Source organism: Trichlorobacter ammonificans (assembly GCF_933509905.1).
GTDB classification, from domain to species: domain Bacteria; phylum Desulfobacterota; class Desulfuromonadia; order Geobacterales; family Pseudopelobacteraceae; genus Trichlorobacter; species Trichlorobacter ammonificans.
This window is the reverse complement of the sequence record NZ_OW150024.1, coordinates 913,538-940,358: the sequence shown is the minus strand read 5'-3', so window position 1 is coordinate 940,358 and position 26,821 is coordinate 913,538. Positions and strand designations below refer to the sequence as shown.

Sequence of the window (26,821 nt, the reverse complement as noted above, 5' to 3'; positions counted from 1 at the left end):
GCCGCGCAGGCCTTCGGTAGCCATGGATACCATCAGCCTCTCCATACAGGATCTGCTGGACGACGACGAATACGGACTGGACCTGAGCCTGATTTCCGGCACGGCCGGCCTGGATCACCGGGTCACCTCGTCCCGCCTCCAGAAACCGGGGCTGGCCCTGACCGGCTATACCAGCCACCTGCATCCCGACCGGATCCAGATCCTGGGCAATACGGAGATTTCCTACCTGAACCAGTTGGACGAGGAACTGCTCCGGGAAAACGCCCGCGCCCTCTGCCGTTTCCCCATTTCCTGCTTCATCGTCACCAAGGGGTTGGTTCCTCCTCCCTTCTTTCTGGAAGCAACCGGGGAGCAGGGAATTCCGGTGCTGGGCACCAACCATCAGTCCTCCACTTTCATTTCGCTCGTCACCAAGTTCCTGGAGGAGCGGCTCCTGCCCACCACCCATCTGCACGGTGTGCTGGTGGATGTGCTGGGAGTCGGAGTGCTGTTGACCGGCAAGAGCGGCATCGGCAAAAGCGAATGCGCTCTGGAACTGATCATCAGGGGGCACCGCCTGGTGTCCGACGACATGGTCTTCATCAAGAAGAAAATGCCGGCAGCCCTGGTGGGGCAACCGGTGGAGCAGATTCAGTACCTGATGGAGATCCGGGGCCTCGGCATCATCAACATCAAGGACCTCTACGGCGTTTCCTCAATCCGCGAAAAGAAGATCGTCGACCTGATGGTGGAACTGGTGGAGTGGAATCCGAATCAGGAGTATGATCGGCTGGGGGTTGACGATCATACCGTCAGCATCCTGGGGGTGGAGCTGCCCCACCTGACCATCCCGGTGCGGCCCGGTCGCAACCTGGGCGCCATCATCGAGGTGGCCGCCCGCAACTTCCTGCTCAAGGGGATGGGGTATCACTCGGCACGGGATTTCCAGGCCCGTCTGCTGGCCCGCATGGAGAGCCGTCCCCTGGGCGACGAGGTGGAGTAGACAATGCGCGTTCTGGTGATTACCGGCATGTCGGGGTCGGGAAAATCCACGGTGGTCAAGGCGCTGGAAGACGAAGGCTTCTACTGCATCGACAACCTGCCGGTGCGGCTCTTCCGCCAGTTTGTGGAGTTGATCGAAAAATCCGGCGAGCAGTTCAAGGGGACCGTGCTGGTCACCGACATCCGGGGGCGGGAGCTTGCCAAGGGGATCGTGGAAACCTTCAGCGATCTGCGCGCCGCCGGCCACCAGGTGGACGTCATCTTCCTGGACGCCAGCGACGAAGTACTGATCCGGCGGTTCTCGGAAACACGGCGGCGTCACCCGGCCGACGAGCATTGTACGGTACCGGAGGGGATCAGAATCGAACGGGAGCGGCTGGCGCTGCTGCGACAGCACGCCACCAGCATCATCGACACCTCCGAGTTCAACGTGCATCAGTTGCGTGACCGGGTCATCCGCTTGGTCAGGGGTGAGGAAGGAAGCAGCCGTTTCGCCGTGGAACTGATTTCCTTCGGTTTCCGCTATGGTGTCCCGCTGGACGCCAACCTGGTGATGGATGTCCGTTTCCTGCCCAACCCCCACTTCATTCCGGAATTACGTCCCCACAGCGGCCGCGAACCGCAGGTCAGGGAGTACGTCTGCGGTCAGCCGGAAACCGCGGAATTTCTGAAACGGTTCGGTTCCTTGCTGGAGTTTCTCCTCCCGTCCTATCGGCGCGAGGGGAAAAGTTATCTCACCATCGCCGTGGGCTGTACTGGCGGACGCCATCGCTCCGTCGCCCTGGTGGAAGTGCTGGCCGAACAGATGACGAACGCCGGCTTCGAGGTACGGATCAGTCATCGAGACATGGAAAAGGGGTAAAAAGGCTATGATCGGACTGGTGGTGGCAACCCATGCAGGACTGGCCCGGGAACTGATCGCATCGACAACCATGATCACCGGCGAAATTCCGCTGTGCGAGGCGGTGGGGCTGCACCCCGACGACCCGCCCGACGGTCTGCTGCAACGGATCGGCGAGGCGCTGGACCGGGTGGGGGGCGATGGCGCCGTGATCATGACCGACATGTTCGGCGGCACTCCTTCCAACACCGCCCTCTCCTTTCTCGCCGAAGGGAAAGTGGAGGTGGTCACCGGCGTCAACCTGCCGATGCTGGTGGAGTTCTGCAGTCGCCGGGAACGTCAGTCCTTGGAGGAACTGACGGCATCGCTGCTCAAATCCGGCCGGGAAAGTATCCTGTCGGCCGGCGAGTTTCTGAAACGGTAACCCGCTGGTCGCACGCCCGCATCAACGAGGGCTGACACGCACAGCGGACGGGCACTCCGTCCGCCACGTTCTTTGAAGGGATGGCTTCATGCTGCAGCAGGAATTCGAGATCGTCAACAAACTGGGGCTCCACGCGCGGGCCTCGGCACTGTTCGTCAAAACCGCCAGCAGATTTCAGTCGGACGTCAAGCTGGCCCGGGAGGGGATCGAAGTGAACGGCAAAAGCATCATGGGGATCATGATGCTGGCCGCCGCCAAGGGAACCAGGGTCCGTCTGTCCGTGGAGGGGAGCGATGAAGCCGAAGCCATGGCCGCCATCGGCGCCCTGATCACGGATGGCTTTGGAGAGCAATAGGGATGGAGTTTCCGCTGGTTGCGGCAGTGGCGGCGTTCGTTCTGGGTGCCGTTACCGGATCGTTTCTCAACGTCTGCATCTACCGGATGCCGCTGGAACAGTCGGTGGTGAGCCCCGGCTCCCGCTGCATGGCCTGCGGCACGCCGGTACGCTGGTTCGACAACATCCCAATCCTGTCCTGGGTGCTGCTGCGGGGACGGTGCCGTTCCTGCGCCGCCCCCTTCTCGATCCGCTACCCCCTGGTGGAGCTGCTGACCGGTCTGCTCTGCCTGCTGCTCTTCCGCAAGTTCGGCCTCACCCTCTCCTTTGCCGTACTGTTCCTCCTGTGCGCTTCCCTGCTCGTGGTCACCTTCATCGACTTCGATCACCAGATCATTCCCGACGAAATCACCCTGCCGGGAATCGCCATCGGTCTGCTCTGCTCTTTCATCCTGCCCGAACCGTCCTGGCGCTCCTCGCTGCTGGGGATTCTCGTCGGCTGGGGCTCGTTGGCCCTGGTCTTCTACGGCTACCTCTGGTTGACCGGCCGCGAGGGCATGGGCGGAGGGGATGCCAAGCTGCTGGCCATGATCGGTGCCTTCCTGGGGCTGAAGGCGATCCCCTTCGTCATCTTCGTCTCCTCCCTGGTCGGCTCGCTGGTGGGACTCTCCCTGATGGCCCTGCAGGGTCGGGATCGGCATCTGGCCATCCCGTTCGGTCCCTACCTGGTGGCGGGCGCCATTCTCTACCTCTTCTTCGGTCCGCAACTGATCTCCTGGTACCTGCACCTGGGGAGGTGAGCCATGCCCGCCTGGCGGCCCAGCCTGACCTTCTGCATCCTGACCTCGCTGGCCGGCCTGCTGCTGCTCACCTGGTTTCTCTTCAGTCTCTTCGCCCTGAAAACCGCTGAAAACGACCTCTACGCTCAAAAATCCGAACACGGCCGGATGCTGCTCTCCACCTTCGTCAACCAGTTGCCGGACCGCCTGCCCACCTTTCCCGAGGGGATGCTGCCCCTTGACGCGCCGGCGGCGCTCTACGCGGCAAAGCTGGCCGAGGAGCGCTCCCTGGTCCGCCTGACCCTGCTGGACAGCGGCGGCAAGGTGATCTACACCGTGGGCAAGGAGGGAAGCGACCTGTACCAGCCGCTGCTGCTGCCGGGGCGCCAGGCCGAAGAGGCCGGCATGCTGCCCGATGGCAATGCCCTGGTCCGTTCCGCTCTGGTACTTCGTGAGGGACAAGTGGCGGGCCGCGCCGGCCTGATGCTTTCCCTGGCTGACGAACAGCAGCGGTTAAGCCGTACCCGCCGCCTCTTCGCCTCCTATTTCGTCCTTGATTTCATCCTGCTCCTGGGGCTGGGAGCCTTCATCCTCTCCCGCATCGTGGTGAATCCGGTGAACCGTCTGCTGGCAGCAACGGAACGGATCATCGGCGGGGTCTATGGCCACCGGGTGGCCCTGTCCGGCACCAGCGAACTGGCTCGCCTGGCCGCATCCTTCAATGAGATGTCGGCGGCCCTGCTGCAGAAACAGCAGGAGGTATCCTCCCACGTTGCCGCGCTGGAACAGGCCAACCGTGAACTGGAACTGGCCCGGGAGGAGGCGGTACGGGCCGAAAAGATGGCCTCCGTTGGCTTACTGGCCGCCGGCACGGCCCACGAAATCGGCTCGCCCCTGGCCTCGATCATGGGCTACGCCGAAATTCTTGCGGCTGAGGCCGCTCCGGACAGCCCCCAGGCCGACTACCACCGCAGAATCCTGGACGGTTGCGACCGGATCGACCGGATCGTGCGGGGACTGCTGGAATACGCCCGCCCCCGCAGCCCTGCCTGCGAAGAGATCGATGCGGGAGAGCTCGCCGGACGGACGGTGGAGTTACTGCAGCACCAGGGGATGTTCAAGCAATGCCGGGTCGATGTGCGCCACGGCGCATCCCTGCCCCGCATATTTCTCGACCCGCACCAGGTCCAGCAGGTACTGATCAACCTGCTGATCAACGCCCACGACGCCATGCCGGAAGGCGGTACCCTGCGAGTCTCGGTTGAATCGGCGGCCCTCGGTCAAGGGGTACGGATCGAAGTTGCCGATTCCGGCGCCGGCATCCCGCCGCAGCTGCTGGAGCGGATATTCGATCCCTTTTTCACCACCAAGGAACCGGGACGGGGCACCGGCCTGGGACTGGCCATCTCGACCGGCATCGCCCAGGGACTGGGCGGCAGGATCACGGTACGCAGCCAACCGGGAAACGGAAGCTGCTTCACCCTCTGGCTGCCGGAGCGGGGAACCGGATGCCGGGAGGCAACGGGGGAGTGAGACGATGAAGCAGCCGCGAATCCTGATCATCGACGACGAGGAAAGCCTGCGTCACATGCTGTCGGTCATGCTGCGTCGGCAGGGTTACGCCAGCGATACCGCCGCAGGTGGTGCCGAGGGCCTGGAGAAGCTGGGGCAACGCGTCTATGACTTCATTCTCTGCGACATTCGCATGCCGGGGACGGATGGCCGGGAGTTCCTGCGCCGGGCCCTGGAGCAGGGGGTGACGGCGCCGGTCATCATGATGACCGCCTACGGCACCGTGGATACCGCCGTCGCCTGTATGCGGGACGGGGCCTACGACTTCATCTCCAAACCGTTCAAGCGGGACGAGATTGTCATCGTTCTGAAGAAAGCCGAAGAACGGGAGCGTCTCAAGGAGGAAAACCGGCGCTTGCGCTCCCAGGTGCAGGAGCAGTGCGGCTTTCACGGCCTGGTGGGGCGCAGCCCCGCCATGCTCGACCTCTACGACCGCATCAGCCGGGTAGCGGGACTGAAGACCACGGTGCTGATCCAGGGAGAATCGGGCACCGGCAAGGAACTGGTGGCCCGGGCGCTCCACGCCGATGGCGACCGTGCGGACCGCCCTTTTGTGGCGGTCAACTGTGGCGCCCTGCCGGAAAACCTGCTGGAAAGCGAGCTGTTCGGCCATGTACGGGGAGCCTTTACCGGTGCCGTTGGGGACAAGGCCGGGCTGTTCGAACAGGCCGACGGCGGCACGCTGTTTCTGGACGAGGTGGGGGAAATGCCTCCCCCCCTGCAGGTCAAGCTGCTGCGGGTGCTGCAGGAAGGCGAGGTGCGGCGGGTAGGGGCCACCACCAGCAGGTCCGTGGATGTACGGGTGGTATCCGCCACCTCCCGTGACCTGGCGGCTGACTGCACTGCCGGCCGTTTTCGGGAGGACCTGTTCTTCCGGCTCAATGTCTTCAGCCTCGCCCTCCCCCCCCTGCGCGAGCGCCTCGATGATCTCCCCCTACTGGCCGAACAGCTGTTGCAGCGCTGTGCCGTCCGCATCGGCCGTTCATCTTCATCACGGATTGCCCCCGAGGTCATGCGACGTTTCATGTCGCACAACTGGCCCGGCAATGTGCGTGAACTGGAAAACGTCATTGAGCGAAGTCTGGTGATGTGCGACGGCGATCAGGTAACCCTCTCCTGCCTTCCCGCACTCGGCGGCCCCGGCGAGCGCCACGAGGAAACGGAAGAAAATCTCTCCATCAAGCGGGCCGGCCAAGCCATGGAGATATCCCTGATCCGCCGCGCCCTGGCCCGCACCGGCGGCAACCGCACCCATGCGGCACGGATTCTGGAGATCAGCCACCGGGCGCTATTATACAAACTCAAGGAATATGGATTGGAGTAGCCAAACCTGTCGCGTTTGGCTAGAATTTGGAAATAATCAGTCCCCCTCAAAGGAGTTCCCATGTTGCGAATCACCTGCGGTATGCTCGGCTTTTTACTGCTTGTTTGTTTCATTGCTCCGGTTGCGGCAAAAATGCCGCCCCCGCAGGAAAACGGCTGCGGCCCCGGTCATGAATGTTCCAAGTGCCACTCCCTGAGCCTCAAGGAGGCGGGTGAACTGCTCGCCTTTGCCGGCGCCGGCATCAAGGTTACCTCGATCAAGCCGGCTCCCAGCCACGGCCTGTACGAAGTGCTGGTTGAACAGACCGGAAAAAGCGGCGTCGTGTACATCGATTTCGGCAAGAAGCATCTGCTGCAGGGACAGATCGTCAACCTGCAGACCAAGCAGCTGGTGGTGGCCCACGACAAGGAACTGTCCCGGCCGAAGGAGCCGCAAAAACTCGATCCCGCCGGTATTCCGGTCCAGCATTCCTTTGTCATGGGTAATCCCAAAGGATCGAAAAAGCTGTTCGTGTTCGACGACCCCGATTGTCCCTACTGCCGCAAGCTGCACCTGGAGTTGAAGAAGCTCGAAAAAATTGCGCCGGACATTGCCATCCACGTCATGCTGATGCCGCTGCCGATGCATCCGGAAGCCTTCGACAAATCACGGGCCATTCTGGAAACGAAAAAGCGGGAGGTCTTTGACAGGGCCTTCGAGGGCAAAAGCGTGCCGAAGCCGACCAGGGAGAGCAGTAAGGCCGCGGTCGACGCGATTATCCGCTTCGCCAACGCCAACGGCATCAACGGCACTCCTACCCTGGTCCTGCCCGACGGCAGGGTAGTGGTGGGTTCGCGGGATGCGGAGGAGTTGAAACGGCTGATTGACGGGAAGTAGCGTTCCGGCCTCCGCTTCCGGACCGTGGGTACTTCCGAGGCGGCGCCGCAGAGGAGCCGGCAAAGGGAGCGACGCACCATCCGGGAGCGGAGCTAGAACATGAAACGGCGCATGCTGATGCTCTGCAGGATGCCGATCCCCACCATGGACGTGATCATGGAGGTACCGCCGTAGGAGAAAAACGGCAGTGGCACCCCCACCACCGGAAACAGACCGATCACCATCCCGATATTGATGATGGTGTGCCAGAACAGCATGGCGGTGACCCCCACTGCCAGCAATCCCCCCAGCCGGTCATTGCAGCGTCGGGCAATACCGAGCCCCCAGACGACCAAGCTGAAGTACAGCGCAATCAGTACCAGCACGCCGATGAATCCCCATTCCTCGGCAAAGACGGAGAAGGCGAAGTCGGTATGCTGCTCCGGCAGGAAGCGGAGCTGGGACTGGGTCCCCTTGATGTAGCCCTTGCCCCAGAAGCCGCCGGAGCCCACCGCGATCTTGCTCTGGATGATATGGTAGCCGCTGCCCAGGCGGGCCCGCTCCGGATCGATGAAGTTGAGCACCCGGCTTTTCTGGTACGGCTTGAGCAGGTGAGCCCAGCCGACCCAGACCAGGGGAATGGTCACCAGCACGAAGGTGGCGATGGTACTCCAGCGCAACCCCACGAAGAAGGCCATGGAGAGGGCGATCAGAATCACCAGGATGGCGGTGCCCAAGTCCGGCTGCTTCATGATCAGGGCCGCCGGCACTGCCAGCAACAGCAGCGGAAAGGCGAGATCCCGCACGCTCAGACCGTCATGCACATGGTAGTTGTTAAAGAAGCGGGCAAAGGTAATGATGATGACGATTTTCATCAGCTCCGACGGCTGTATGGAGAAGACGCCGAGGTTGAGCCAGCGGGTGGCCCCCAGGCTGGTCCTGCCCACCAGCAGCACCGCCACCAGCAACAGGATCAGAAAACCGTACAACCAGTAGGAAAAGTCCTCCAGAATGTGGTAGTCGATGCTGGCCACCAGCAGCGACAACAACAGGCCGAAACTCAGCCAGTTCAACTGCTTGATGTAGAACGGCACACCGACCATACGGTAGGAGTAGGAGGCGCTGTAGATATTGATGATGCCCAGCAGACAAATGCTCACCGCCAGTCCCACCAGGGTCCAGTCGAAATTGGTTACCAGACGACGGTCAATCATTCCCGCGCCTCCCCGGTGGTGGGCCGTTCCGCACCGGCAGGCGGCACCGCATCCGTCGGCACCCTGTCCGGTTTCTCCTGTTGGTCTTCGTCCTCTTCCTCTGCTGACGGCCGCGTTGGTGCGGGCTTTTTCAGGTCAAAGTACTGACGCATGATTCTGCCGGCAATGGGAGCAGCCACCGCACCGCCGCCGCCGCCGTGTTCCACCACCACCGCCACGGCGATTTCCGGCTTTTCGTAAGGGGCGAACGCCACGAACAAGGCATGGTCCTGATACTGGTAGCCCATCCGGCGCTTGCGGTTCTCATCCAGCTTGACCACCTGCGAGGTGCCGGTCTTGCCGGCCACCTTGACATCCCAGAGTCGGGCATTGGCGCCGGTCCCGCCCGCTTCGTTCACCACGGCGAACAGCCCCTGCTTGACCAACTTGAGGTTACGGGCAGAAATGCCGCTGTTTCCCAGCACCTCAGGCCCGAATTCCCGGATCAGCTTGCCGTCCGGGTCCACCAGTCGCTTGACCAGATGGGGACGGACCACCGTGCCGTCGTTGGCCACCGTGGCCGCCATGGAGGCCAGCTGGATCGGTGTCATCAGCAGATACCCCTGACCGATGGCCACCGGCAGCGTCTCGCCGCTGAACCACTTTTTACCGAACCGCTTCTGCTTCCAGGCAACGGTAGGAATCAGCCCCCCTTTCTCCCCGGCAAGTCCGATCCCCAGAGGTTTGCCCAGAAGAAAACGCTCGGCAACCGCGGCGATCCGGTCAACCCCGAGCTGTTCACCCAGCTTATAGTAGTACACGTCGCAGGATTCCTTCAGGGATTTCTTCAGGTTGACGCTCCCGTGACCGGAACGGTGCCAGCACCGGAACTTGTTCCCCCCCATCTCGTAGGCACCGTTGCAGGTAACGGTACTGTTTTCGTTGACCAGTCCCGCTTCCAGTCCGGCCAGGGCGGTGAGCATCTTGAAGGTGGAGCCGGGGGGGTACTGGCCGGCCAGTGCCTTGTTTTCCAGCGGCCGGCGCTTGTCCTCAAGATATTTTTTCCAGATGTCCACCGGTATGCGACCGGCAAAGAGCGCCGGATCAAAGGTGGGACTGCTGACAAAGGCGAGAATCTCGCCGCTGGCGACATCCATCACCACCGCCGCTCCGGCCTGCCCCCCGAAGGCTGCCTCAGCCTCCCGCTGCAGGCGTCCGTCGATGGTCAGCATCAGACTGTTGCCCACCGCCGGGCTGTTCTCCGAGAGCACCCGCAGGATGCGTCCGCGGGAATCCACCTCCAACTGGCGCCCGCCATCCATGCCGTGCAGTTCCTGTTCCCAGGCCTTCTCAATCCCGCTCTTTCCCACATAGTCGCCGGGGTTGAACTGCTCGTACCCGGGCAGTGCCATCTCTTTTTCCGAAATCTCGCCGATATAGCCCAGCAGGTGCGCCGCGGAATTCTCGTAAACGTATTCCCGCACCGGCTTCATGCTGACTTCAACCCCCGGCAGCAGCAGACGATTCTCCTCCACGATCTCCACCTGCTCCCTGCTGATGTTGGCAGCCACCACCACCGGGTAGTAACGGGCACGCCCCGTTGACTTGGCCCAGCGTTCGGCAAGCTCCGCGCGGTCAAGCGCCAGCAGGGTGGCCAAGCGGTCCAGCAACGCCTCCACATCCTTCACCTCCTGGGGAATGATGGAGAGACTGAACGAAGGACGGTTATTCACCAGGATCGTGCCGTTCCGATCCATCAGGGCCCCCCGGGATGCGGCCACCGGCAGGAAACGGAGCCGGTTGCTTTCCGACATGGCCCGGTAGTCGTCGGCTTTGATGATCTGCAGGTACCAGAGACGAAGAACCAGCAGACCGAAAAGCGCCGCCACCACCAGGGCAAGCGGAATGGTCCGGCGTCTGGAGTGGGCAAGTTCCCTGACATAGCGCTGCTTTTTCAGCATCGGGCGTTCCAGGGGCGGGAATAGAAGGGAAGAGCAGTGATCAGGGAGGCCACGAAGGCGTTCATCAACAGATGGGGGGCCAGGTTGGCCAGCATGGAGGCGATCAGTCCGCCTCCCTGGGAAAAGACGACTAGAAGCAGCAGGTTGATCACCAGGACCGATACGGTGGCCACGGAAACGGTCAGGACAAACAGGATGGCACTCTGCACGTACAGCCGGTCCGACAGCGCCTTGAGCACCAGATAGACCACCAGAAAGGAAAAACCGTTCATCCCCAGATAGATCCCTCCGAGGCTGTCCTTGAGCAGTCCGAGACCGTAGGCCGCAGGTAGACTGACGCCAACCGGTGCCCGTAACGCAAGATAGACCACCAGTACCAGCAGCAGGTCCGGCTTGTAGGCAACGGCCAGGTACTGAGGCAGGACCGAGGTCTGCAGCAGCACCGTCAGCAGTATCAACAGGGCGCCCTTGAGAAAATCGTTCATCCGGATGTCAGTCCTATTCCGTCGACCTGCGCAGTACCACCAACACCTCTTCCAGGCGGGAGATGTTCACGGCGGGACGGATGGTCACCGTCTGAAAGACGCCGTACTCCCCCTTTTTCACCATGGTCACCTCACCGATCAGGTGCCCTTTGGTAAAAATGCCCCCCACGCCGGAGGTGATGACCTGATCTCCCACCTGGACATCCTCGCCGCGCATGGCGAATTCGAGAGAACAGAGGTTTTCCCCCTTCCCCTTGACCACGCCGCGGGCACGGGAGCGCTGCACGACCGCCGCAATGCCGCTGGCATTGTCGGTCAAGAGCATCACCCGGCTGGAATCGGCAGCCACCTTGACCGTCTGGCCCACCACCCCGCCGGCAGCCAGCACCGGCATACCGTCCCTCAGGCCGTCGGCCATCCCCCGGTCGATGGTCAGGGTTTTGAACCAGGGCGTCACATCCTCGCCGATCACCCGCGCCGTCACGGTCTGTTCCCGGATGCTCCGGCGCAGGTTCAGCAGGGCGGTCAGACGCTCGTTTTCCTGACCAGCCTCCACGGCGGCAGCCAGGCGGCTGTTCAATTCCCGGACATCCTCGCGGAGACGCTGGTTTTCACGACCGACAGAGACCAGCGCGAGGTAGTTCTCCCAGATCCGCAGCGGCAGCGCGGCTCCCCGGCTCACCTCTCCCTGCACCGGCGCCAGGACGTTACCGACGGTCTGTTCCACCAGGTTGGCGCGGCCGGCCTGGGGCAGGTTGAGGGTGTAGATCAGCAGTGCGGCCAGCAACCCCACCCCCACCACGATGTGCAGGATATTCTTGCGAAAGAAATTGAACATGACGGCAACGGCGTCCTTTCGTCAGAGCAGGCCGCACCGCGCCTCCTGCAGCACCCGCTGCAGATAGTCGCGATAGGGAGAGGTCGGCGTCCGGTCAATGACCGCCGCCATCTGCTCGCAGGAAATGAAACCACGACGCAGCGCGATCTCTTCCAGACAGGCGATCTTCAGCCCCTGCCGAGCCTCCAGGGTTTCAATGAATGAACTGGCCTCCAGAAGCGACTTGTGGGTGCCGGTGTCCAGCCAGGCAATTCCCCGACCCAACCGCTCCACCTGCAGGGTTCCCTGCGCCAGGTAGGCACGGTTGACATCGGTGATTTCCAGTTCTCCCCGGGCCGAAGGAGTGATGGAGCGGGCAATATCCACCACCTGGCCGTCATACAGGTAGAGCCCCGGTACTGCGTAGTGAGATTTGGGCTGTTTCGGCTTTTCCTCCAGCGACAGCACCCTGCCGTCCCCATCGAACTCCACCACTCCGTAGCGCTCGGGATCATGGACGTAATAGCCGAACACCCGCGCCCCTTCCCCGAAGCTTGCCACCAGCCGGTCGAGATGCATCTTGCCGTAGAAAATATTGTCACCCAGGACCAGGCAGACCGGCTGATGGTCGATGAACTGTTCGCCGATCAGGAAGGCCTGGGCGATCCCCTTCGGTTCCGGCTGAATCGCGTAGGAGAGGCTGATCCCCCAGCGGGAGCCGTCCCCCAGAAGTTCCTGGAAGCGCGGCGTGTCCTGGGGGGTGGAGATAAGCAGGATGTCCCGGATCCCCGCCGTCATCAGGGTGGCCAGGGGATAGTAGATCATCGGCTTGTCGTAGACCGGCTGCAACTGCTTGCTGGCCACCAGGGTCAACGGGTACAGACGGCTGCCGGCGCCGCCGGCCAGAACGATTCCTTTGGTAATGGGGGGCATGGTGCCACTCCTTTCTCGTACGTGGTATGGTCGAGGCAGCTTCCGAACGGCCCGTATCCGGCCTCTCTCTGGCAGTACCACAAGAGCCGATACACTGTCAAACAGCCGTAATCAGGCGGACCGCTTCCAGAATATCGGTACAGCAGGGCACATCGCCGGGAACCAGCTCCCGCTCCTGCGCACCGTAGCCGGTCAGCACCAGCAGCGGCCGACACCCCGCCGCCAGCCCCGCCACCACGTCCGCCGCCTTATCTCCCACCATCCAGGAGGTGGCCAAGTCAATGCCATGCTCCCGCGCGGCCAGCCACAGCATACCGGGCAACGGCTTGCGGCAGTCGCATTGTCGGCGGTACGGCTCGCGGCCATCGGGATGGTGGGGGCAGTGGTACCAGGCGTCCACGCGCGCTCCTTCCGCCGTCAGCAGCGCGTCGACATGCCGGTGCAGCCGCTGCAGGTCGGCTTCACTATAGTACCCCCGGGCGATGCCGGACTGGTTGGTCACCACCACCACCAGCAGCCCCGCCCGGTTCAGCAGACGGATCGCCTCCACCGCTCCCGGTACGAACTCGAACTCCTCGATCCGGAACAGGTACTCTTTTTCGATGTTCAAGGTACCGTCGCGATCAAGGAAAACTGCCCGTTTGTTGGGAATAAACCGGTTTAAGTTTGACAAGTTACGCCCCCGTCCAGTACAAAGGAGATCGTTTGCAGCGACGCTCCCGCGAGGAACAGCCCATGATCAAGACGAATAACCTGAAGGTAACCGCCATCACCCCGATCATCGCTCCCGCCGACCTGCGCCAGGTCTTTCCGATGACCGACCACGCCCGCGAGTTCGTCTCCCGCAGCCGGGAGCGGATCAAAGAGATCATCCAGCGGCGGGACCGGCGGCTGATGGTGGTGGTGGGCCCCTGTTCCATCCACGATACCGCCGCTGCCGTGGAGTACGCCCGGCGGCTGGCCGATCTCTCCCGGCGGGTGGATGACCAGCTGTTCCTGGTGATGCGGGTCTACTTTGAAAAACCGCGCACCACCGTGGGCTGGAAAGGGCTGATCAACGATCCGGACATGAACGGTACCCACCTGATCTCAAAGGGGCTGGGTATCGCCCGGGGGCTGCTCTGTACCCTGACTGCCCTGGAGGTGCCGGTGGCCAACGAAATGCTGGACCTGATCACCCCTGAGTACGTGGCAGACCTGATTTCCTGGGGTGCCATCGGCGCCCGTACCACCGAATCCCAGACCCACCGGGAACTGGCCAGCGGCCTTTCCTTCCCAATCGGATTCAAAAACGGTACCGACGGTAACCTGCAGATCGCCGTGGACGCCATGATCGCGGCCCGGGCATCCCACAACTTTCTGGGGATCAACCGCGATGGTCGCGCCTCCATCATCCAGACCGCCGGCAATCCTGACGTGCATATCGTCCTGCGCGGCAGCACCCGCAAGCCGAACTACCTGCCGGAGGATATCGCCCATACCGAGGATATTCTCAGGAAAAACCAGCTTCCCCCCACCATCATGGTGGACTGCAGCCACGGCAACTCCAACAAGGACTACCGCAGGCAACCGGAGGTGCTGGAGAACGTCATTGGCCAGGTGGTTGACGGCAACCAGAGCATTTCCGGTCTGATGATCGAAAGCAACCTGGAGGAAGGAAATCAGAAGGTGACCGCCGACCACGGCCAGCTCACCTACGGCGTGTCGATCACCGACGCCTGCCTGGGGTGGCGTGAAACGGAAAAAGCGCTGCTGGCAGCCCATAAACGGCTGCGCAGTCGCAAGTAGGGACGGATCAACGCTACTCGTACAGCAGTTGCAGCCCCCTCGTGGCAACTCCGTTGACGACCCGGTTGATGCTCTGCTCGGCGCCGTCCGTTAACAGGTCAAGGTAGCTCATCTTTTTGCGGGGCGGCAGAACGACTGCCGGTTCGCCGCTGATACCGGCAAGACGGCCCGCTTCGGCAACCGCCTCCTGCTGGTTGCCCAGCTTGTCCACCAGCCCCACCACCTTGGCCTGCTCCCCGGACAGTATCCGCCCGTCAGCCAGCTCCCTGACCCGTTCCAGCGGCAGTTTGCGCCCCTCGGCAACGGCCCGGACGAACTGTTCGTGCGTGCTGTCGATCACTGCCTGGAACATGGCCCGCTCCTCAGGCGAAAGGGGACGGCTCGGCGACCCGGCGTCCTTGAAGGTACCGGTCTTGACGGTGGTGGACTTGATGCCGATCTTGTCCATCAGCCCCTCGATGTTGGAAAATTTGATCAACACGCCGATACTGGCCGTGATGGTGCCGGGATTGGCATAGATAACCGTGGCGGGGGCCGCGATGTAGTACCCGCCGGAGGCGGCCATGCTCCCCATGGAAACGACCACCTTCTTCTGGGCGGCCAGCCTGCGCACCTCGTCGTGGATCTCTTGAGACGGTCCCACCACACCGCCCGGCGAGTCGATCCGGACCACCACCGCCTTGATATCGTCCTTCTTCAGAAAGTGACGCAACTGGCGAACCGGCTCGCGGGAATCCAGGATCATCCCCCTGATTTCCACGAGGCCGACGCTGCCCGCGGCGGCGCGTCCCCCCTCCCCTTCCTCTTGTAGAAGGAGGCGGGCCACCTGGATGCTGCCGACAAGCAGCAACAGCAGGGCGAAAAAAATCAACAGAACGATCAGAAGGAGTTTTTTCAGTGACATATGACGATTCCCCAACGGCACGAAGCCGTTTTCAGAGGATCAACAACCCATGAGGATACTGGTCGTCTCGGATTCCCACGGCAACGAGAATGGCATTCTGGAAGCCTATCAGGCTGTCCGGCCCGTGGATATGATCATACATTGCGGCGACGGGGAGGCGGACGCCTGGGTGCTCGAGGCCGCCGAATCGCTACCAGTCCTGCGAGTGGCCGGCAACTGCGATGTGGGCTCCCGCTCGCCCCGGGAGCTGGTCAGCGAATGGAAGGGAAAGAGAATCCTGATCTGTCACGGCGACCGCTACGGCGTCAAGACGGGACTTTCCTTCCTTGCCGCCCGGGGGCGGGAGCTGGCGGCAGATGCCGTGCTGTTCGGCCATACCCACCATGCCCTGGCTGAGACCGATCAGGGCCTGCTCCTGCTCAACCCCGGCACCTTGTTCGGCCGGGCATCGTTTCGCTCCTGCGCACTGCTGGAGATCACGGATGCCGGCCTGCAGGCGACGATCCATCCGCTTCCCTGACCGGCGACTCATGGTGGCCATCTCCATGTCCCCGGTGGATAGCCTTTTCCAGACGTCGCCGTCGGGGCCAGGTCAGGAGCGCCGTCAGTGGCCCCGACAGTACATAGCAGAGCATGATCACGAACACCATCACGGCCGGCTCGGCCGCCACGATGATCAGCAGCACAATGGCCAGCACCAGGAAGCCGAACGGCTGACGTTTGATCAGCTCAGGATCTTTGAACGAGTAATAGCGGATGCTGGACACCATCAGAAAGGCCAGCAGGTAGATCAGACAGATGACGGCAAGGCGTTTGTAGGAACTGGGCCAGCCGAAATGTGTGAACAGCAGCACCGTTGAGGAGACCATGCAGGCGGCGGCGGGGATCGGCAGCCCCACAAAGCGCGTCATCTCAACCGTATTCACCTGGACGTTGAAGCGTGCCAGGCGCAGGGCACCGCAGGCCGCGAAGAGGAACGCTGCCAACCAGCCCAGGCGACCGAATGGTTTCAGCACCCAGGCATACATCATCAGCGCAGGAGACACGCCGAACGCCACCAGATCGGCAAGGGAATCGTACTCGACGCCAAAGCGGCTGGTGGTTCCGGTGAGCCGGGCCACCTTGCCGTCCAGACCGTCGAAAATCAGGGCAATGAACACCCAGAGCGCCGCAGTACTGTAGCTGCCGTTCAAGGTGGCGACAATGCTGTAAAATCCAGAGAAAAGCGACCCCGTGGTCAACAGGTTGGGCAGGATGTAAATCCCTTTCCTGATGTTCTCGGACTTTTCACCTGCCGGGTGCTGATGTGCGGCATGCCCCATGTTCGTTAACTCCTTGCCCGGTCAGGCCAGGCTGGCCAGCGGCGTTTCACCCGCCACGGTGGTCTCTCCCGTTTTGACCAGCGGAGAGACGCGGGACGGAAGGTAAAGGTCGACCCGCGAACCGAAACGGATCAAGCCGTAGCGCGTACCCCGCTCCAGACGGTCGCCCGGCTCCGCGTAGCAGATGATCCGGCGAGCCACCAACCCGGCGATCTGTACCGCCACCAACCGCTCTCCCCCGTCGGTTTCCAGGACCAGTCCCAACTGCTCATTCTCGCTTGACGACCGCGGATCACGGGCATCGAGAAACCGGCCCTGGCGATAGAACCGGTCAATCACGTTGCCGCTGAACGGAACCCAGTTGATGTGTACGTTGAAAACCGACATGAAGATGCTGATCTTGCAGCACTCCCCCAGCAGTTCCTGCTGGGCCGGCCCGACATAGACCACGGTGCCGTCGGCTGGCGCTACCACCAGCGTGGGATCAGCCGGCGCCGTCCGCCGGGGATTACGGAAAAACGAGATGGTAAACAGGCACAGTCCGAGGACAATGATGGCCGGCACCGCCAGGATTGCCGAGGAAAACAGCCAGGCTCCGCTGGCAAGCAGCAGGAACAGACCGGCGCTGTACGCGATATAGGGGTACCCTTCAGGGGTGATCAACAGAGGTGATGGACGCATGATTTCCCGTTGCATGACGCACGAAACCCCGCGTCCGTCGGATGCGGGGTCCCGGTGCGTCCTGCATGTTGTCTAGTTTTTCGCCTTGTCGACGATCTTGTTCTTGCCGATCCACGGCATCATGGCACGCAGCCTGCCGCCGACCTCTTCGATCTGGTGCTCGGCGCCGCGCCGGCGCAGAGCGTTGAAGGTGGGCTTGTTGGCCTTGTTCTCCAGCATCCACTCCTTGCAGAATTCGCCGGTCTGGATCTCGTCCAGAATCTTCTTCATTTCCCACTTGGTCTCTTCGGTGATCACCCGGGGACCGCGGGTCAGGTCGCCGTACTCGGCAGTGTTGGAAACCGAGTAGCGCATGTTGGCGATGCCGCCTTCATAGATCAGATCAACGATCAGCTTGGTCTCGTGCAGGCACTCGAAGTAGGCCATTTCCGGGGCATACCCGGCCTCGACCAGGGTCTCGAAGCCAGCCTGGATCAGGGCGGAGATGCCGCCGCACAGCACGGCCTGCTCGCCGAACAGGTCGGTCTCGGTCTCTTCCTTGAAGGTGGTCTCGATGATGCCGGAACGGCCGCCACCCACGGCAGAGGCGTAGGCCAGGGCAATCTCCTTGGTCTTCTTGGAGGGGTCCTGATGAATGGCGATCAGACAGGGAACGCCGCCCCCCTTGGTATACTCGTGGCGAACCATGTGCCCCGGACCTTTCGGCGCCACCATGAAAACATTGATATCTTCACGGGGAACGATCTGGCCGAAGTGGATGTTGAAGCCGTGACCAAAGGCCAGCGAGGCACCCTTCTTCAGGTTGGGGGCGATCTCTTCGCGATAGACGTCGCCCTGGATCTCATCCGGCAGCAGAATCATCACCACGTCGGCACCCTTGACCGCCTCGGCGGTGGTCTTGACGGTCAGACCGGCAGCCTTGGCCTTCTTCACGGAGGCCGACTCCTTCTGCAGTCCCACCACAACGTCAACACCGGAATCTTTCAAGTTAAGGGCATGGGCATGGCCCTGGGAACCATAGCCGATAACCGCCACTGTTTTCTTCTTCAGAATTCCGTGATCACAATCCTTGTCATAGTAAACCTTCATACGCTGACTTCCTCCCTGAAATATCCGGAAAAACCGGTAAAACCACAAAAATTTGAACGTTTGAGACTAATACATTCAACCGGCTCTGTCAATCACCTAAGGGGCCGCACCGACTGTTCGAAGCCACGCCGGACGGCCTGCCTGCGTGCTTCTATCGCATCATCCTTACCGAAACCCCGTGGAATCTTCAACACCTGCCCCGGCCAAAGCTGGTAGGGGTCCTTGATCTGGTCGCGGTTAGCCCGGTAGATCAGCGGCCAGAGTGCGGCGTCGTTGTAAATTTCGGCACGAGCCGCCACCTGCGGCAGGGTTTCTCCCCGCCGCACCGTATAGCTGGTCGGTCCCGGCGGTCGCTCATCATGACCGGCCGCCTGCTGTCTGGTGCCAGCCGTCTTATCCTTGCGATCCACACTCGCCTGCTGGGCCTGGCGTTCTTCGGCCTCGCGCCGGCGCCGCTCTTCTTCCGCCAGTGCAGCCTGGCGTTGCAGCTCCCGCTGGCGGGCCTCCTCCATCAGCTGGGCGTGATAAAACGCCGCATCCATCTTCAGTACGATCCCCTTCTGGTAGGCCAGGCGGTACCGCTCGTCCGCCAGCATCGCCTCTTCCTCGACGGTCAGGAGACGTTCACCTTCCCGAAAGACGCTTGCGACGCTGGCAAAGTCATCGGGATGACTCCGGGCCACCCCCTCACGCTCCAGCTGCGCCAGGGTCTGCTGCGCCTTCTGCCGCCAGACCGGAACATGGGAGGTGCAACCGGCCAACACCAGCAGCACTGCAAGCAGTATGGCCAGAGAGCCGCAGGGCATCGTTTTCTACGGTGTCGCAGGGGCTGCAGCGGCAGCCAGCCTGATACCCAGCTCGCGCAGTTGCTTGTTGTCCACCACGGACGGCGCTTCGGACATCAGACAGGTGCCTTTCTGCGTTTTGGGGAAGGCGATGACGTCACGGATGGAGTCGGAGCCGGTCAACAGCATGACCAGCCGGTCCATACCGAAGGCGATGCCGCCGTGGGGCGGAGTGCCGAATTCCAGAGCGTCCAGCAGGAAGCCGAACTTGCTGCGGGCCGATTCCTCGGACATGCCCAGCATCTTGAACATCAGCGACTGCACCTGCTCCTGGTGGATCCTGATGGAGCCGCCGCCGATCTCGTTGCCGTTCAGCACCAGGTCGTAGGCCTTGGCCCGGCAGCGGCCGGGATCGGATTCCACGTACGCCAGATCCTCGTCCATGGGGGCGGTGAAGGGATGGTGCACCGCTGCCCAGCGTTTCTCTTCCTCGTCCCACTCCAAAAGCGGAAAGTCGGTGATCCAGACGAAACGGTAGACGTTCGGGTCGGTCAGCTTGAGCATGGCGGCCAGCTGGTTGCGCAGCTTGCCCAGGGAGTCGTTGACCACCTTGGGCTTGTCGGCCACGAACAGCAGCAGGTCCCCTTCCTCGGCGCCGAAGGCATCCTTCATGGCAGCCAGCTCGGCTTCGTTGAAAAACTTGGTGATGGGGGACTGCCATCCTTCAGGCGTCACCTTGACGTAGGCCAGCCCCTTGGCGCCGTAGATGGCCACGAACTGGGTCAGGTCGTCGATCTCCTTGCGGGAGAACCCGGCGCAGCCCTTGGCGTTGATCCCCTTGATGATGCCGCCGTTTGCCGCCACATCGGCAAAGACCTTGAAGCCGGAGCCTTTGACGATGTCGGTCAGTTCCACCAGCTCCAGGCCGAAACGCAGGTCGGGGTTGTCCACGCCGAAACGGCGGATCGCCTCCTGGTAGGTCATCCGCTCCACCGGCAACTGGACGTCGATCCCCTTGGCCTCCTTGAAGATACGGGCGATCAGCCCTTCCATGACCGTGATGATGTCCTCCCGGTCGATGAAGGACATTTCGCAGTCGATCTGGGTGAATTCCGGCTGGCGGTCGGCCCGCAGGTCCTCGTCGCGGAAGCAGCGCACGATCTGGAAGTAGCGGTCGAAACCGGAAATCATCAAAATCTGCTTGAAAATCTGGGGGGACTGCGGCAGGGCGTAGAACTGCCCCTGGTTGATCCGGGAGGGAACCAGGAAGTCGCGGGCCCCTTCCGGGGTGGACTTAGTCAGGAACGGGGTCTCCAACTCGATGAAACCATTGTCGCTCAGGTACTGGCGGGTCACCTGGGCCACCTGGTGGCGCAGGATCAGCTTCTGCTGCAACTGGGGACGGCGCATGTCCAGGTAGCGGTACTTGAGGCGGATGTTCTCGTTGACGTCGCTGTGCTCGTCCAGCATGAAGGGAAGCGCCTTGGAGCGGTTGAGCAGCTTGCACTCCAGCACCTGAATCTCCACTTCACCGGTTTTCATGGCGGGGTTGACTGTTCCGGCCGGCCGGGGGATCACTTTCCCCTTCACCGCCAGCACGTATTCGCTGCGTACCCCTTCCGCCACTTGGTGGGCCGCGCTGTTCACCTCCGGATCGAACACAATCTGGGCGATTCCCTCGCGGTCACGCAGATCTATGAAGATGAGCCCGCCGTGGTCACGACGCCGTAGCGCCCAGCCCATCAGGATCACCTCCCGGCCGATATCGCCGGCAGTCAATTGTCCGCAGTAGTCCGTCCGTTTCCAGTCACCCAACATATCCATGATTCAAACCTCCGGTGTAAAAAGGGTCCAGAGCCCTAGTCTATGAGTCTGCCGATATTGCGCCAGCGAATGTCGAATTTGTACCAGGCCCCCTCGATGGACCAGTACTTGATGAAGGCGAGTCCCTTCAACTGATCGCGGCGCACAAACTTCCAGAAACGGCTGTCGTAGGAGCGATCGCGGTTATCCCCCATCACGAAATAGGAGTTCTCCGGCACCGTGATCGGACCGAAGGTATCGCGGGGGTTCTGCTCCGGTGGAATGATTTCCGTCTCTTTGTGGACGGCGTGGGGATTTTCATACAGAACGCCGTTCACGTAAACCTTTTTGTTCTTTCCCTCCACCACGTCCCCCGGCAGACCGATGATCCGCTTGATGAAGTCCTTGCGTGGGTCTTCGGGATACTCGAACACCACCACGTCGCCGCGCCGGGGGTCGCGCAGCTTCAGTACCACGGTGTCGCTGAAGGGTAGTTTCGTACCGTAGATAAACTTGCTGACCAGCAGATGGTCGCCGACCAGCAGCGTATCCTCCATGGAGCCGGAAGGAATCTTGAACGCCTGAACAATATAGGCCCGGATGAACAGGGCAAGAATGACGGCGATGACAATTGACTCGGCGTATTCCCGGAACAGGCTTTTACCGCCGCCGTGCACTGCTGTCTGCTGCTCCGGAGCATGTTCCGGCTTCAACTCGTTCTTTTCAGCCATTACCACCTAGTCCTCTCGTTAATCTTCGACTTTCAGGATGGCCAGAAACGCTTCCTGCGGCAACTCCACGTTCCCGACGTTCTTCATACGCTTCTTGCCTTCCTTCTGCTTCTCCAGCAGCTTGCGCTTCCGGGAGATGTCGCCGCCGTAACACTTTGCCAGCACGTCCTTGCGCAGCGCCTTCACGGTCTCCCGGGCAATCACCTTGTTACCGATGGCGGCCTGGATCGCCACTTCGAACATCTGGCGCGGGATCAGTTCCTTCATCTTGGAGACCAGGTCTCGTCCCCGGAAATAGGCCTTGTCCCGGTGCACGATCAGGGAAAGGGCATCCACCACTTCGCCGTTGATCAGGATATTCATCCGCACCAAGTCACTGGGACGGAAGTCGAGGTGTTCGTAGTCGAGGGAGGCGTACCCCTTGGTCAGGGACTTGAGCCGGTCATAGAAGTCCAGCACGATTTCGTTCAGGGGCAGCTCATAGACCACCATCACCCGGGTGGGGGTCAGGTATTTGATCTCCCGCTGCATGCCGCGCTTCTCCTCACAGAGCGCCAGCACGCCGCCCACGAAATCGTTGGGCACATGGATATGCGCCAGGATGAACGGTTCCTCGATGGTATCGATATATTGGGGCTCCGGCATGCGGGAGGCGGACTCGATCTCCAGCAGTTCGCCGTCGGTCTTGTGAATCTTGTACACAACCGTCGGTGCCGTGGTGATCAGGTCAAGGGAGAACTCCCGCTCCAGCCGTTCCTGGATGATCTCCATGTGCAAAAGGCCAAGGAAGCCGCAACGGAAACCGAAGCCCAGCGCCACGGAGGTCTCCGGCTCGTAGGAGAAGGAGGAGTCGTTCAGCTTCAATTTGGCCAGGGCGTCCCGCAGCTGCTCGTACTGGGAGGTGTCGATGGGGTACAGACCGGAAAAGACCATCGGCTTGACCTCTTTGAACCCAGCCAGCGGGGTGGCGCAGCGGTTGTGAAAGAGGGTGACGGTATCGCCCACCCGGGCGTCGGCCACCTCCTTGATGCCGGCAATGACAAAGCCCACCTCGCCGGCGGACAGTTGGGGCACCTCGATCATGGAGGGAGCAAAGACTCCCACTTTCAGAGCCTCGTAGGCCCGACCCGTGGAGTGCAGCAGGATCTTGTCCCCTTTTTTCAGGGTACCGTCGAAGATCCGCACCAGGATGATCACCCCCTGGTACTGGTCATACCAGGAATCGAACAACAGCGCCTTCAGCGGTGCCGCCGGGTCGCCGGCCGGAGGGGGAATCTTCTTGACGATCTCCTCAAGAATCTCGCGGGTACCGATCCCTTCCTTGGCGCTGGCCAGGACGGCATCATGGGCATCGATACCGATGATCTCCTCGATCTCCTGCTTGACCCGCTCCGGCTCGGCCGCCGGCAGGTCGATCTTGTTCAGGACCGGGAACACCTCCAGGTCGTTGTCCAGGGCAAGGTAAACGTTGGCCAGGGTTTGGGCCTCCACCCCCTGGGAAGCATCCACCACCAACAGCCCCCCCTCGCAGGCGGCCAGTGAGCGGGAAACCTCGTAGGTGAAGTCGACATGGCCCGGCGTATCGATCAGGTTCAGCACGTAGACGGTACCGTCGTCCGCTTCGTAGTTCAAGCGCACGGTCTGAGCCTTGATGGTGATTCCCCGCTCCCGTTCCAAGTCCATCTTGTCCAGGAACTGACTCTGCATCTCCCGCGCGGTCAGGGCGCCGGTGTATTCCAGCAAGCGGTCCGCCAGGGTGGACTTGCCGTGATCGATATGGGCAATGATTGAGAAGTTACGGATATTATTATTATTCATCTGACTATTCGAGCCCGTTCATCGTAAGAATTAGAATTTAAAACGATACTGAATAGCACGCTGAAAGTAAAGTGAAATGGCGCTCCTCCTCCACTCCTCCCGATGCTCCGGGGCGAGGTGGTCGTGCCCGGCGGCGGCGTCCGGTGTCGCCGTCCCCGGCAAACGGCTGTTCAAGCACTGAATCCCCACGCATTTAACGGTTGACGATTCAGCTCTATGCATTATTATTGGCACCAGGGAACGGTATGACCTGTGTTCTGCCTGTTCCGGTTCAGATACAATTTCGATGACGAGGAGGAACAGGCATGGCTTTGCGCGTTGCAATCAACGGTTTCGGACGTATCGGCAGGATGGTTCTCAGGGCGGCCCTCAAAGACAAGAATCTTGAGTTCGTGGCCATTAACGACCTGACGGATGCCAAGACCCTGGCGCATCTTTTTAAATATGACTCCGTTCATGGCGTGTTTCCCGGCAGGGTTGAAGCCGGGGACGGCCAGTTGATCATCAACGGCAAGCCGATCAAGATCTTTGCGATCCGCAACCCCGAGGAACTGCCCTGGCAGAAGGAAAAGATTGACGTGGTCCTGGAATCCACCGGCATCTTCACCGACCGCTCCAAGGCGGAACTGCACCTCAAGGCCGGCGCCAAGAAGGTGGTCATTTCCGCACCTGCCACCAACGAGGACATCACCATCGTCATGGGGGTCAACCACCAGCTCTACGATCCCAAGAAACACACCATCATCTCCAACGCCTCCTGCACCACCAACTGCCTGGCGCCGGTGGCAAAGGTACTCAACGACGCCTTCGGCATTGAAAAGGGCTTGGTCACCACGGTCCACTCCTACACCAATGACCAGAACATCCTGGACCTGCCCCACAAGGACCTGCGCCGCGCCCGGGCCGGCGCCATGTCCATGATCCCCACCACCACCGGCGCTGCCAAGGCGGTTTCCCTGGTGTTGCCGGAGCTGAAGGGCAAGCTGGACGGCATGGCCATCCGCGTTCCCACCCCCAACGTCTCGGTGGTGGACCTGGTGGTTACCCTCAAGAAAAAGGCCGACGTGACCAAAATCAACGCTGCCCTCAAGAAAGCCTCCCGGAGCACCCTGAAAGGGGTACTGGGCTACGAAGAGTCGCCGCTGGTTTCCATCGACTACAACGGCAACCCGCTCTCCTCCATCGTTGACGCTTCCTGCACCAAGGTTATCGGCGACAACATGGTCAAGGTGCTTTCCTGGTACGACAACGAGTGCGGCTTCTCCCAGCGGGTCGTTGACCTGCTGAATCTGGTCGCCGGCAAAAAGTAAGCACATAACCACCATGAACGAGGGGGGATCTGGTGTCCCCCCTTTTTTTTGCAAGGAGGACACGATCCATGCCGATTCGTTATATCGATCAACTGAAGGATCTGAAGGACAAAAAGGTATTCATCAGGGTTGATTTCAACGTACCCCAGGATGACAAGGGAGCCATCACCGAAGACACCCGGATTGCGGGGGCACTGCCCACCATCAAGTATGCCGTCGAGCAGGGGGCAAAGGTGATTCTGGCCTCCCACCTGGGGCGTCCCAAGGGAGAATTCAAACCCAAGTACACCATGGCTCCGGCCACCAAGCGCCTTTCCCAACTGCTGGGCAAGAAGGTCACCCAGGCACCGGACTGCTTCGGCCCCGAGGTGGACAAACTGATCTCCGACATGAAGGCGGGCGACGTGGTGATGCTGGAAAATGTCCGTTTCTATCCCGGCGAGGAGAAGAACGACGCAGAATTCGCTCGCAAGCTCGCCAATGGCTGCGAAATCTACGTCAATGACGCTTTCGCCGTCTCCCACCGTGCCCATGCCTCGGTTGAAGCGATCACCGCACTGTTCCCCACCATTGCCGCCGGCTTTCTGATGAAAAACGAAATGACCTTCTTCGACAAGGCCATGAGTAATCCGGTGCGCCCGCTGGTGGCGATCCTGGGCGGCGCGAAAGTCTCCGGCAAGCTGGAAGTCCTGGAGGCGCTGGTCAACAAGGTGGACAAGATCGTGGTGGGCGGGGGCATGGCCTTCACCTTCCTCAAGGCACTGGGTCACACCGTCGGCAAATCCCTGGTGGAGGACGAACTGATCCCCACCGCCAAAAAGATCATGGACAAGGCAAAGAAAAAGGGGATCTCCTTCTACCTGCCGGTGGACTGCGTCGTTGCCAACGCCTTCGAGCCGAACGCCACCAACTTTGTCACCACCATCCAGGAAATTCCCGAGGGCTGGATGGCACTCGACATCGGCCCTGCCTCGGCCACCCTTTTTGCCGAAACCCTGCGGGATGCCAAGACCGTTATCTGGAACGGTCCCATGGGGGTGTTCGAGATGGATGCCTTTTCACGGGGGACCTTTGCCGTGGCCGAAGCAGTGGCCAACTGTTACGCCACCACCGTCATCGGCGGCGGCGATACCGATGCCGCCGTCAACAAGGCCGGCGTGGCCGCCAAGGTCAGCTACATCTCCACCGGCGGCGGCGCCTTCCTGGAACTGCTCGAAGGCAAGATTCTTCCCGGCGTCAAAGCCCTGGACACCAAGAAATAGGAGCTTCTCCATGCGTACACCGGTCATTGCGGGCAACTGGAAACTGTTCAAGAACCTCTCCGAAACCCGCGAACTACTACAGGAGCTGGCACCACGGGTTGCAGGCGTCAGTGGTGTCGAAATCATCGTTGCCCCGGTGTTCACCGCCCTGACCACCGCGGTCCAGGCTGCGATGGGCACCACCATCAGGGTGGCGGCCCAGGACTGCTTCTGGGAGGAGGAAGGGGCCTTCACCGGCGAAGTGGCCCCCGGCCTGCTTAAGGACGCCGGCTGCAGCCATGTGATCATCGGTCATTCTGAACGGCGCCAGTATTTCGGGGAGACCGACGCAACCGTCAACCGCAAGATCAAAGCGGCCTGCGCTGCCGGCCTCACCGTTCTGTTCTGCGTCGGCGAGACCCTGGCCGAGCGGGAAGCAGGCACCACCTTCACGGTTATTGAAACCCAGCTCCGCACGGGACTTGCAGGGGTCACTGCGGCAGACCTGCAACGACTCATCATCGCCTACGAACCGGTCTGGGCCATCGGCACCGGCAAGACCGCCAGCAACGAACAGGCCCAGGAGGTCCACGCTCGCATCCGCACACTGCTGGTATCGCTGTATGATCAGGCCGCTGCGGATGCCCTGCGCATTCTCTACGGCGGCAGCGTCAAGCCCGAAAACATCAGGGGATTGATGGGGCAGCAGGACATCGATGGTGCTCTGGTGGGTGGCGCAAGCCTCAAAGCCGACAGCTTCGCCGCCATCGTCCGCTTCCAGGAGACTGAATAACAGCTTTACAGCACATTGCGCCTATGGTATGAAATAAGGCTCAAAATTTCAAACTGG

The 26,821-nt window shown here is 61.5% G+C and carries 27 protein-coding genes; 13 read left to right on the top strand and 14 right to left on the bottom strand.

Annotated features, from left to right (window positions below):
• Positions 1-22: 22 nt before the first annotated feature.
• The 8 genes from hprK (at position 23) to RAK07_RS04305 (ending at position 7,131) form a co-directional block, all read left to right on the top strand.
• On the top strand, positions 23-982 hold the full coding sequence (gene hprK / locus RAK07_RS04340) for an HPr(Ser) kinase/phosphatase (RefSeq protein WP_305731615.1): 960 nt from the start codon (positions 23-25) through the stop codon (positions 980-982).
• Between the two features lie 3 nt (positions 983-985).
• Entirely contained in the window at positions 986-1,843 is an 858-nt protein-coding gene (gene rapZ / locus RAK07_RS04335; protein ID WP_305731614.1) for an RNase adapter RapZ, read from the top strand.
• A 7-nt stretch (positions 1,844-1,850) separates the two neighbouring features.
• Positions 1,851-2,246, top strand: a complete 396-nt coding sequence (locus tag RAK07_RS04330; protein WP_305731613.1) for a PTS sugar transporter subunit IIA — start codon at positions 1,851-1,853, stop codon at positions 2,244-2,246.
• Between the two features lie 88 nt (positions 2,247-2,334).
• Positions 2,335-2,601, top strand: coding sequence for an HPr family phosphocarrier protein (locus RAK07_RS04325; protein WP_305731612.1), 267 nt, complete (start codon positions 2,335-2,337; stop codon positions 2,599-2,601).
• Positions 2,602-2,603: 2 nt separating this feature from the next.
• On the top strand, positions 2,604-3,380 hold the full coding sequence (locus RAK07_RS04320) for a prepilin peptidase (RefSeq protein ID WP_305731611.1): 777 nt from the start codon (positions 2,604-2,606) through the stop codon (positions 3,378-3,380).
• A gap of 3 nt (positions 3,381-3,383) precedes the next feature.
• Positions 3,384-4,892: a sensor histidine kinase gene (locus tag RAK07_RS04315; protein ID WP_305731610.1), complete on the top strand. Its 1,509-nt coding sequence runs from the start codon at positions 3,384-3,386 to the stop codon at positions 4,890-4,892.
• 4 nt (positions 4,893-4,896) lie between these two features.
• Entirely contained in the window at positions 4,897-6,255 is a 1,359-nt protein-coding gene (locus RAK07_RS04310) for a sigma-54-dependent transcriptional regulator (RefSeq protein WP_305731609.1), read from the top strand.
• Between the two features lie 60 nt (positions 6,256-6,315).
• Positions 6,316-7,131, top strand: coding sequence for a DsbC family protein (locus RAK07_RS04305; RefSeq protein WP_305731608.1), 816 nt, complete (start codon positions 6,316-6,318; stop codon positions 7,129-7,131).
• A 92-nt stretch (positions 7,132-7,223) separates the two neighbouring features.
• Here RAK07_RS04305 and rodA read toward each other — a convergent pair whose 3' ends face one another.
• The 6 genes from rodA to gmhB form a co-directional block, all read right to left on the bottom strand.
• Positions 7,224-8,324, bottom strand: a complete 1,101-nt coding sequence (rodA, locus tag RAK07_RS04300) for a rod shape-determining protein RodA (RefSeq protein ID WP_305731607.1) — start codon at positions 8,322-8,324, stop codon at positions 7,224-7,226.
• The gene (gene mrdA, locus RAK07_RS04295; RefSeq protein WP_305731606.1) at positions 8,321-10,264 is read right to left on the bottom strand and encodes a penicillin-binding protein 2; all 1,944 of its coding nucleotides are present in this window, start codon (positions 10,262-10,264) and stop codon (positions 8,321-8,323) included. The genes rodA and mrdA overlap by 4 nt, the downstream gene beginning before the upstream one ends.
• Positions 10,258-10,749, bottom strand: coding sequence for a rod shape-determining protein MreD (mreD, locus tag RAK07_RS04290; protein ID WP_305731605.1), 492 nt, complete (start codon positions 10,747-10,749; stop codon positions 10,258-10,260). The genes mrdA and mreD overlap by 7 nt, the downstream gene beginning before the upstream one ends.
• Before the next feature lie 13 nt (positions 10,750-10,762).
• Complete coding sequence (gene mreC / locus RAK07_RS04285; RefSeq protein WP_305731604.1) at positions 10,763-11,587, bottom strand: rod shape-determining protein MreC; 825 nt, start codon at positions 11,585-11,587, stop codon at positions 10,763-10,765.
• Between the two features lie 21 nt (positions 11,588-11,608).
• On the bottom strand, positions 11,609-12,499 hold the full coding sequence (gene rfbA, locus RAK07_RS04280) for a glucose-1-phosphate thymidylyltransferase RfbA (protein ID WP_305731603.1): 891 nt from the start codon (positions 12,497-12,499) through the stop codon (positions 11,609-11,611).
• Between the two features lie 97 nt (positions 12,500-12,596).
• The gene (gene gmhB / locus RAK07_RS04275; RefSeq protein ID WP_305731602.1) at positions 12,597-13,172 is read right to left on the bottom strand and encodes a D-glycero-beta-D-manno-heptose 1,7-bisphosphate 7-phosphatase; all 576 of its coding nucleotides are present in this window, start codon (positions 13,170-13,172) and stop codon (positions 12,597-12,599) included.
• Positions 13,173-13,234: 62 nt separating this feature from the next.
• Between gmhB and RAK07_RS04270 the strand changes: the two genes are divergently transcribed.
• Positions 13,235-14,287 carry a 3-deoxy-7-phosphoheptulonate synthase gene (locus RAK07_RS04270; protein ID WP_305731601.1) on the top strand — a complete coding sequence of 351 codons (1,053 nt, stop codon included), beginning with the start codon at positions 13,235-13,237 and terminating at the stop codon, positions 14,285-14,287.
• Between the two features lie 13 nt (positions 14,288-14,300).
• On the opposite strand, the gene sppA is transcribed toward RAK07_RS04270, so the two are convergent.
• The gene (gene sppA / locus RAK07_RS04265; protein WP_305731600.1) at positions 14,301-15,191 is read right to left on the bottom strand and encodes a signal peptide peptidase SppA; all 891 of its coding nucleotides are present in this window, start codon (positions 15,189-15,191) and stop codon (positions 14,301-14,303) included.
• Between the two features lie 49 nt (positions 15,192-15,240).
• On the opposite strand from sppA, the gene RAK07_RS04260 reads away from it, so the two are divergent.
• Complete coding sequence (locus tag RAK07_RS04260; protein WP_305731599.1) at positions 15,241-15,711, top strand: metallophosphoesterase family protein; 471 nt, start codon at positions 15,241-15,243, stop codon at positions 15,709-15,711.
• Here the strand turns inward: RAK07_RS04260 and pssA are convergent.
• The 7 genes from pssA to lepA form a co-directional block, all read right to left on the bottom strand.
• On the bottom strand, positions 15,668-16,513 hold the full coding sequence (gene pssA / locus RAK07_RS04255) for a CDP-diacylglycerol--serine O-phosphatidyltransferase (RefSeq protein ID WP_305731598.1): 846 nt from the start codon (positions 16,511-16,513) through the stop codon (positions 15,668-15,670). The two genes, RAK07_RS04260 and pssA, sit on opposite strands and share 44 nt — an antisense overlap.
• Positions 16,514-16,534: 21 nt before the next feature.
• On the bottom strand, positions 16,535-17,194 hold the full coding sequence (locus RAK07_RS04250) for a phosphatidylserine decarboxylase family protein (RefSeq protein WP_305731597.1): 660 nt from the start codon (positions 17,192-17,194) through the stop codon (positions 16,535-16,537).
• 72 nt (positions 17,195-17,266) lie between these two features.
• Positions 17,267-18,283 carry a ketol-acid reductoisomerase gene (gene ilvC / locus RAK07_RS04245; RefSeq protein WP_305731596.1) on the bottom strand — a complete coding sequence of 339 codons (1,017 nt, stop codon included), beginning with the start codon at positions 18,281-18,283 and terminating at the stop codon, positions 17,267-17,269.
• A 92-nt stretch (positions 18,284-18,375) separates the two neighbouring features.
• A complete protein-coding gene (locus RAK07_RS04240) occupies positions 18,376-19,089 on the bottom strand; it encodes a LysM peptidoglycan-binding domain-containing protein (RefSeq protein ID WP_305731595.1) in 714 nt (237 codons plus the stop codon).
• Between the two features lie 6 nt (positions 19,090-19,095).
• Positions 19,096-20,895: an aspartate--tRNA ligase gene (gene aspS, locus RAK07_RS04235; protein ID WP_305733477.1), complete on the bottom strand. Its 1,800-nt coding sequence runs from the start codon at positions 20,893-20,895 to the stop codon at positions 19,096-19,098.
• Between the two features lie 32 nt (positions 20,896-20,927).
• Positions 20,928-21,602 (bottom strand): signal peptidase I, encoded by a 675-nt coding sequence (gene lepB, locus RAK07_RS04230; RefSeq protein ID WP_305731594.1) that lies wholly within the window; start codon positions 21,600-21,602, stop codon positions 20,928-20,930.
• Between the two features lie 18 nt (positions 21,603-21,620).
• Positions 21,621-23,420, bottom strand: a complete 1,800-nt coding sequence (lepA, locus tag RAK07_RS04225) for a translation elongation factor 4 (RefSeq protein ID WP_305731593.1) — start codon at positions 23,418-23,420, stop codon at positions 21,621-21,623.
• 305 nt (positions 23,421-23,725) lie between these two features.
• Here lepA and gap point away from each other — a divergent pair, with 305 nt between their 5' ends.
• From gap to tpiA, 3 genes are all read left to right on the top strand, one after another.
• Positions 23,726-24,730 (top strand): type I glyceraldehyde-3-phosphate dehydrogenase, encoded by a 1,005-nt coding sequence (gap, locus tag RAK07_RS04220; RefSeq protein ID WP_305731592.1) that lies wholly within the window; start codon positions 23,726-23,728, stop codon positions 24,728-24,730.
• Between the two features lie 68 nt (positions 24,731-24,798).
• Positions 24,799-25,992, top strand: coding sequence for a phosphoglycerate kinase (locus RAK07_RS04215; protein WP_305731591.1), 1,194 nt, complete (start codon positions 24,799-24,801; stop codon positions 25,990-25,992).
• Positions 25,993-26,002: 10 nt separating this feature from the next.
• On the top strand, positions 26,003-26,764 hold the full coding sequence (tpiA, locus tag RAK07_RS04210; protein WP_305731590.1) for a triose-phosphate isomerase: 762 nt from the start codon (positions 26,003-26,005) through the stop codon (positions 26,762-26,764).
• The last annotated feature ends 57 nt before the right edge of the window (positions 26,765-26,821 follow it).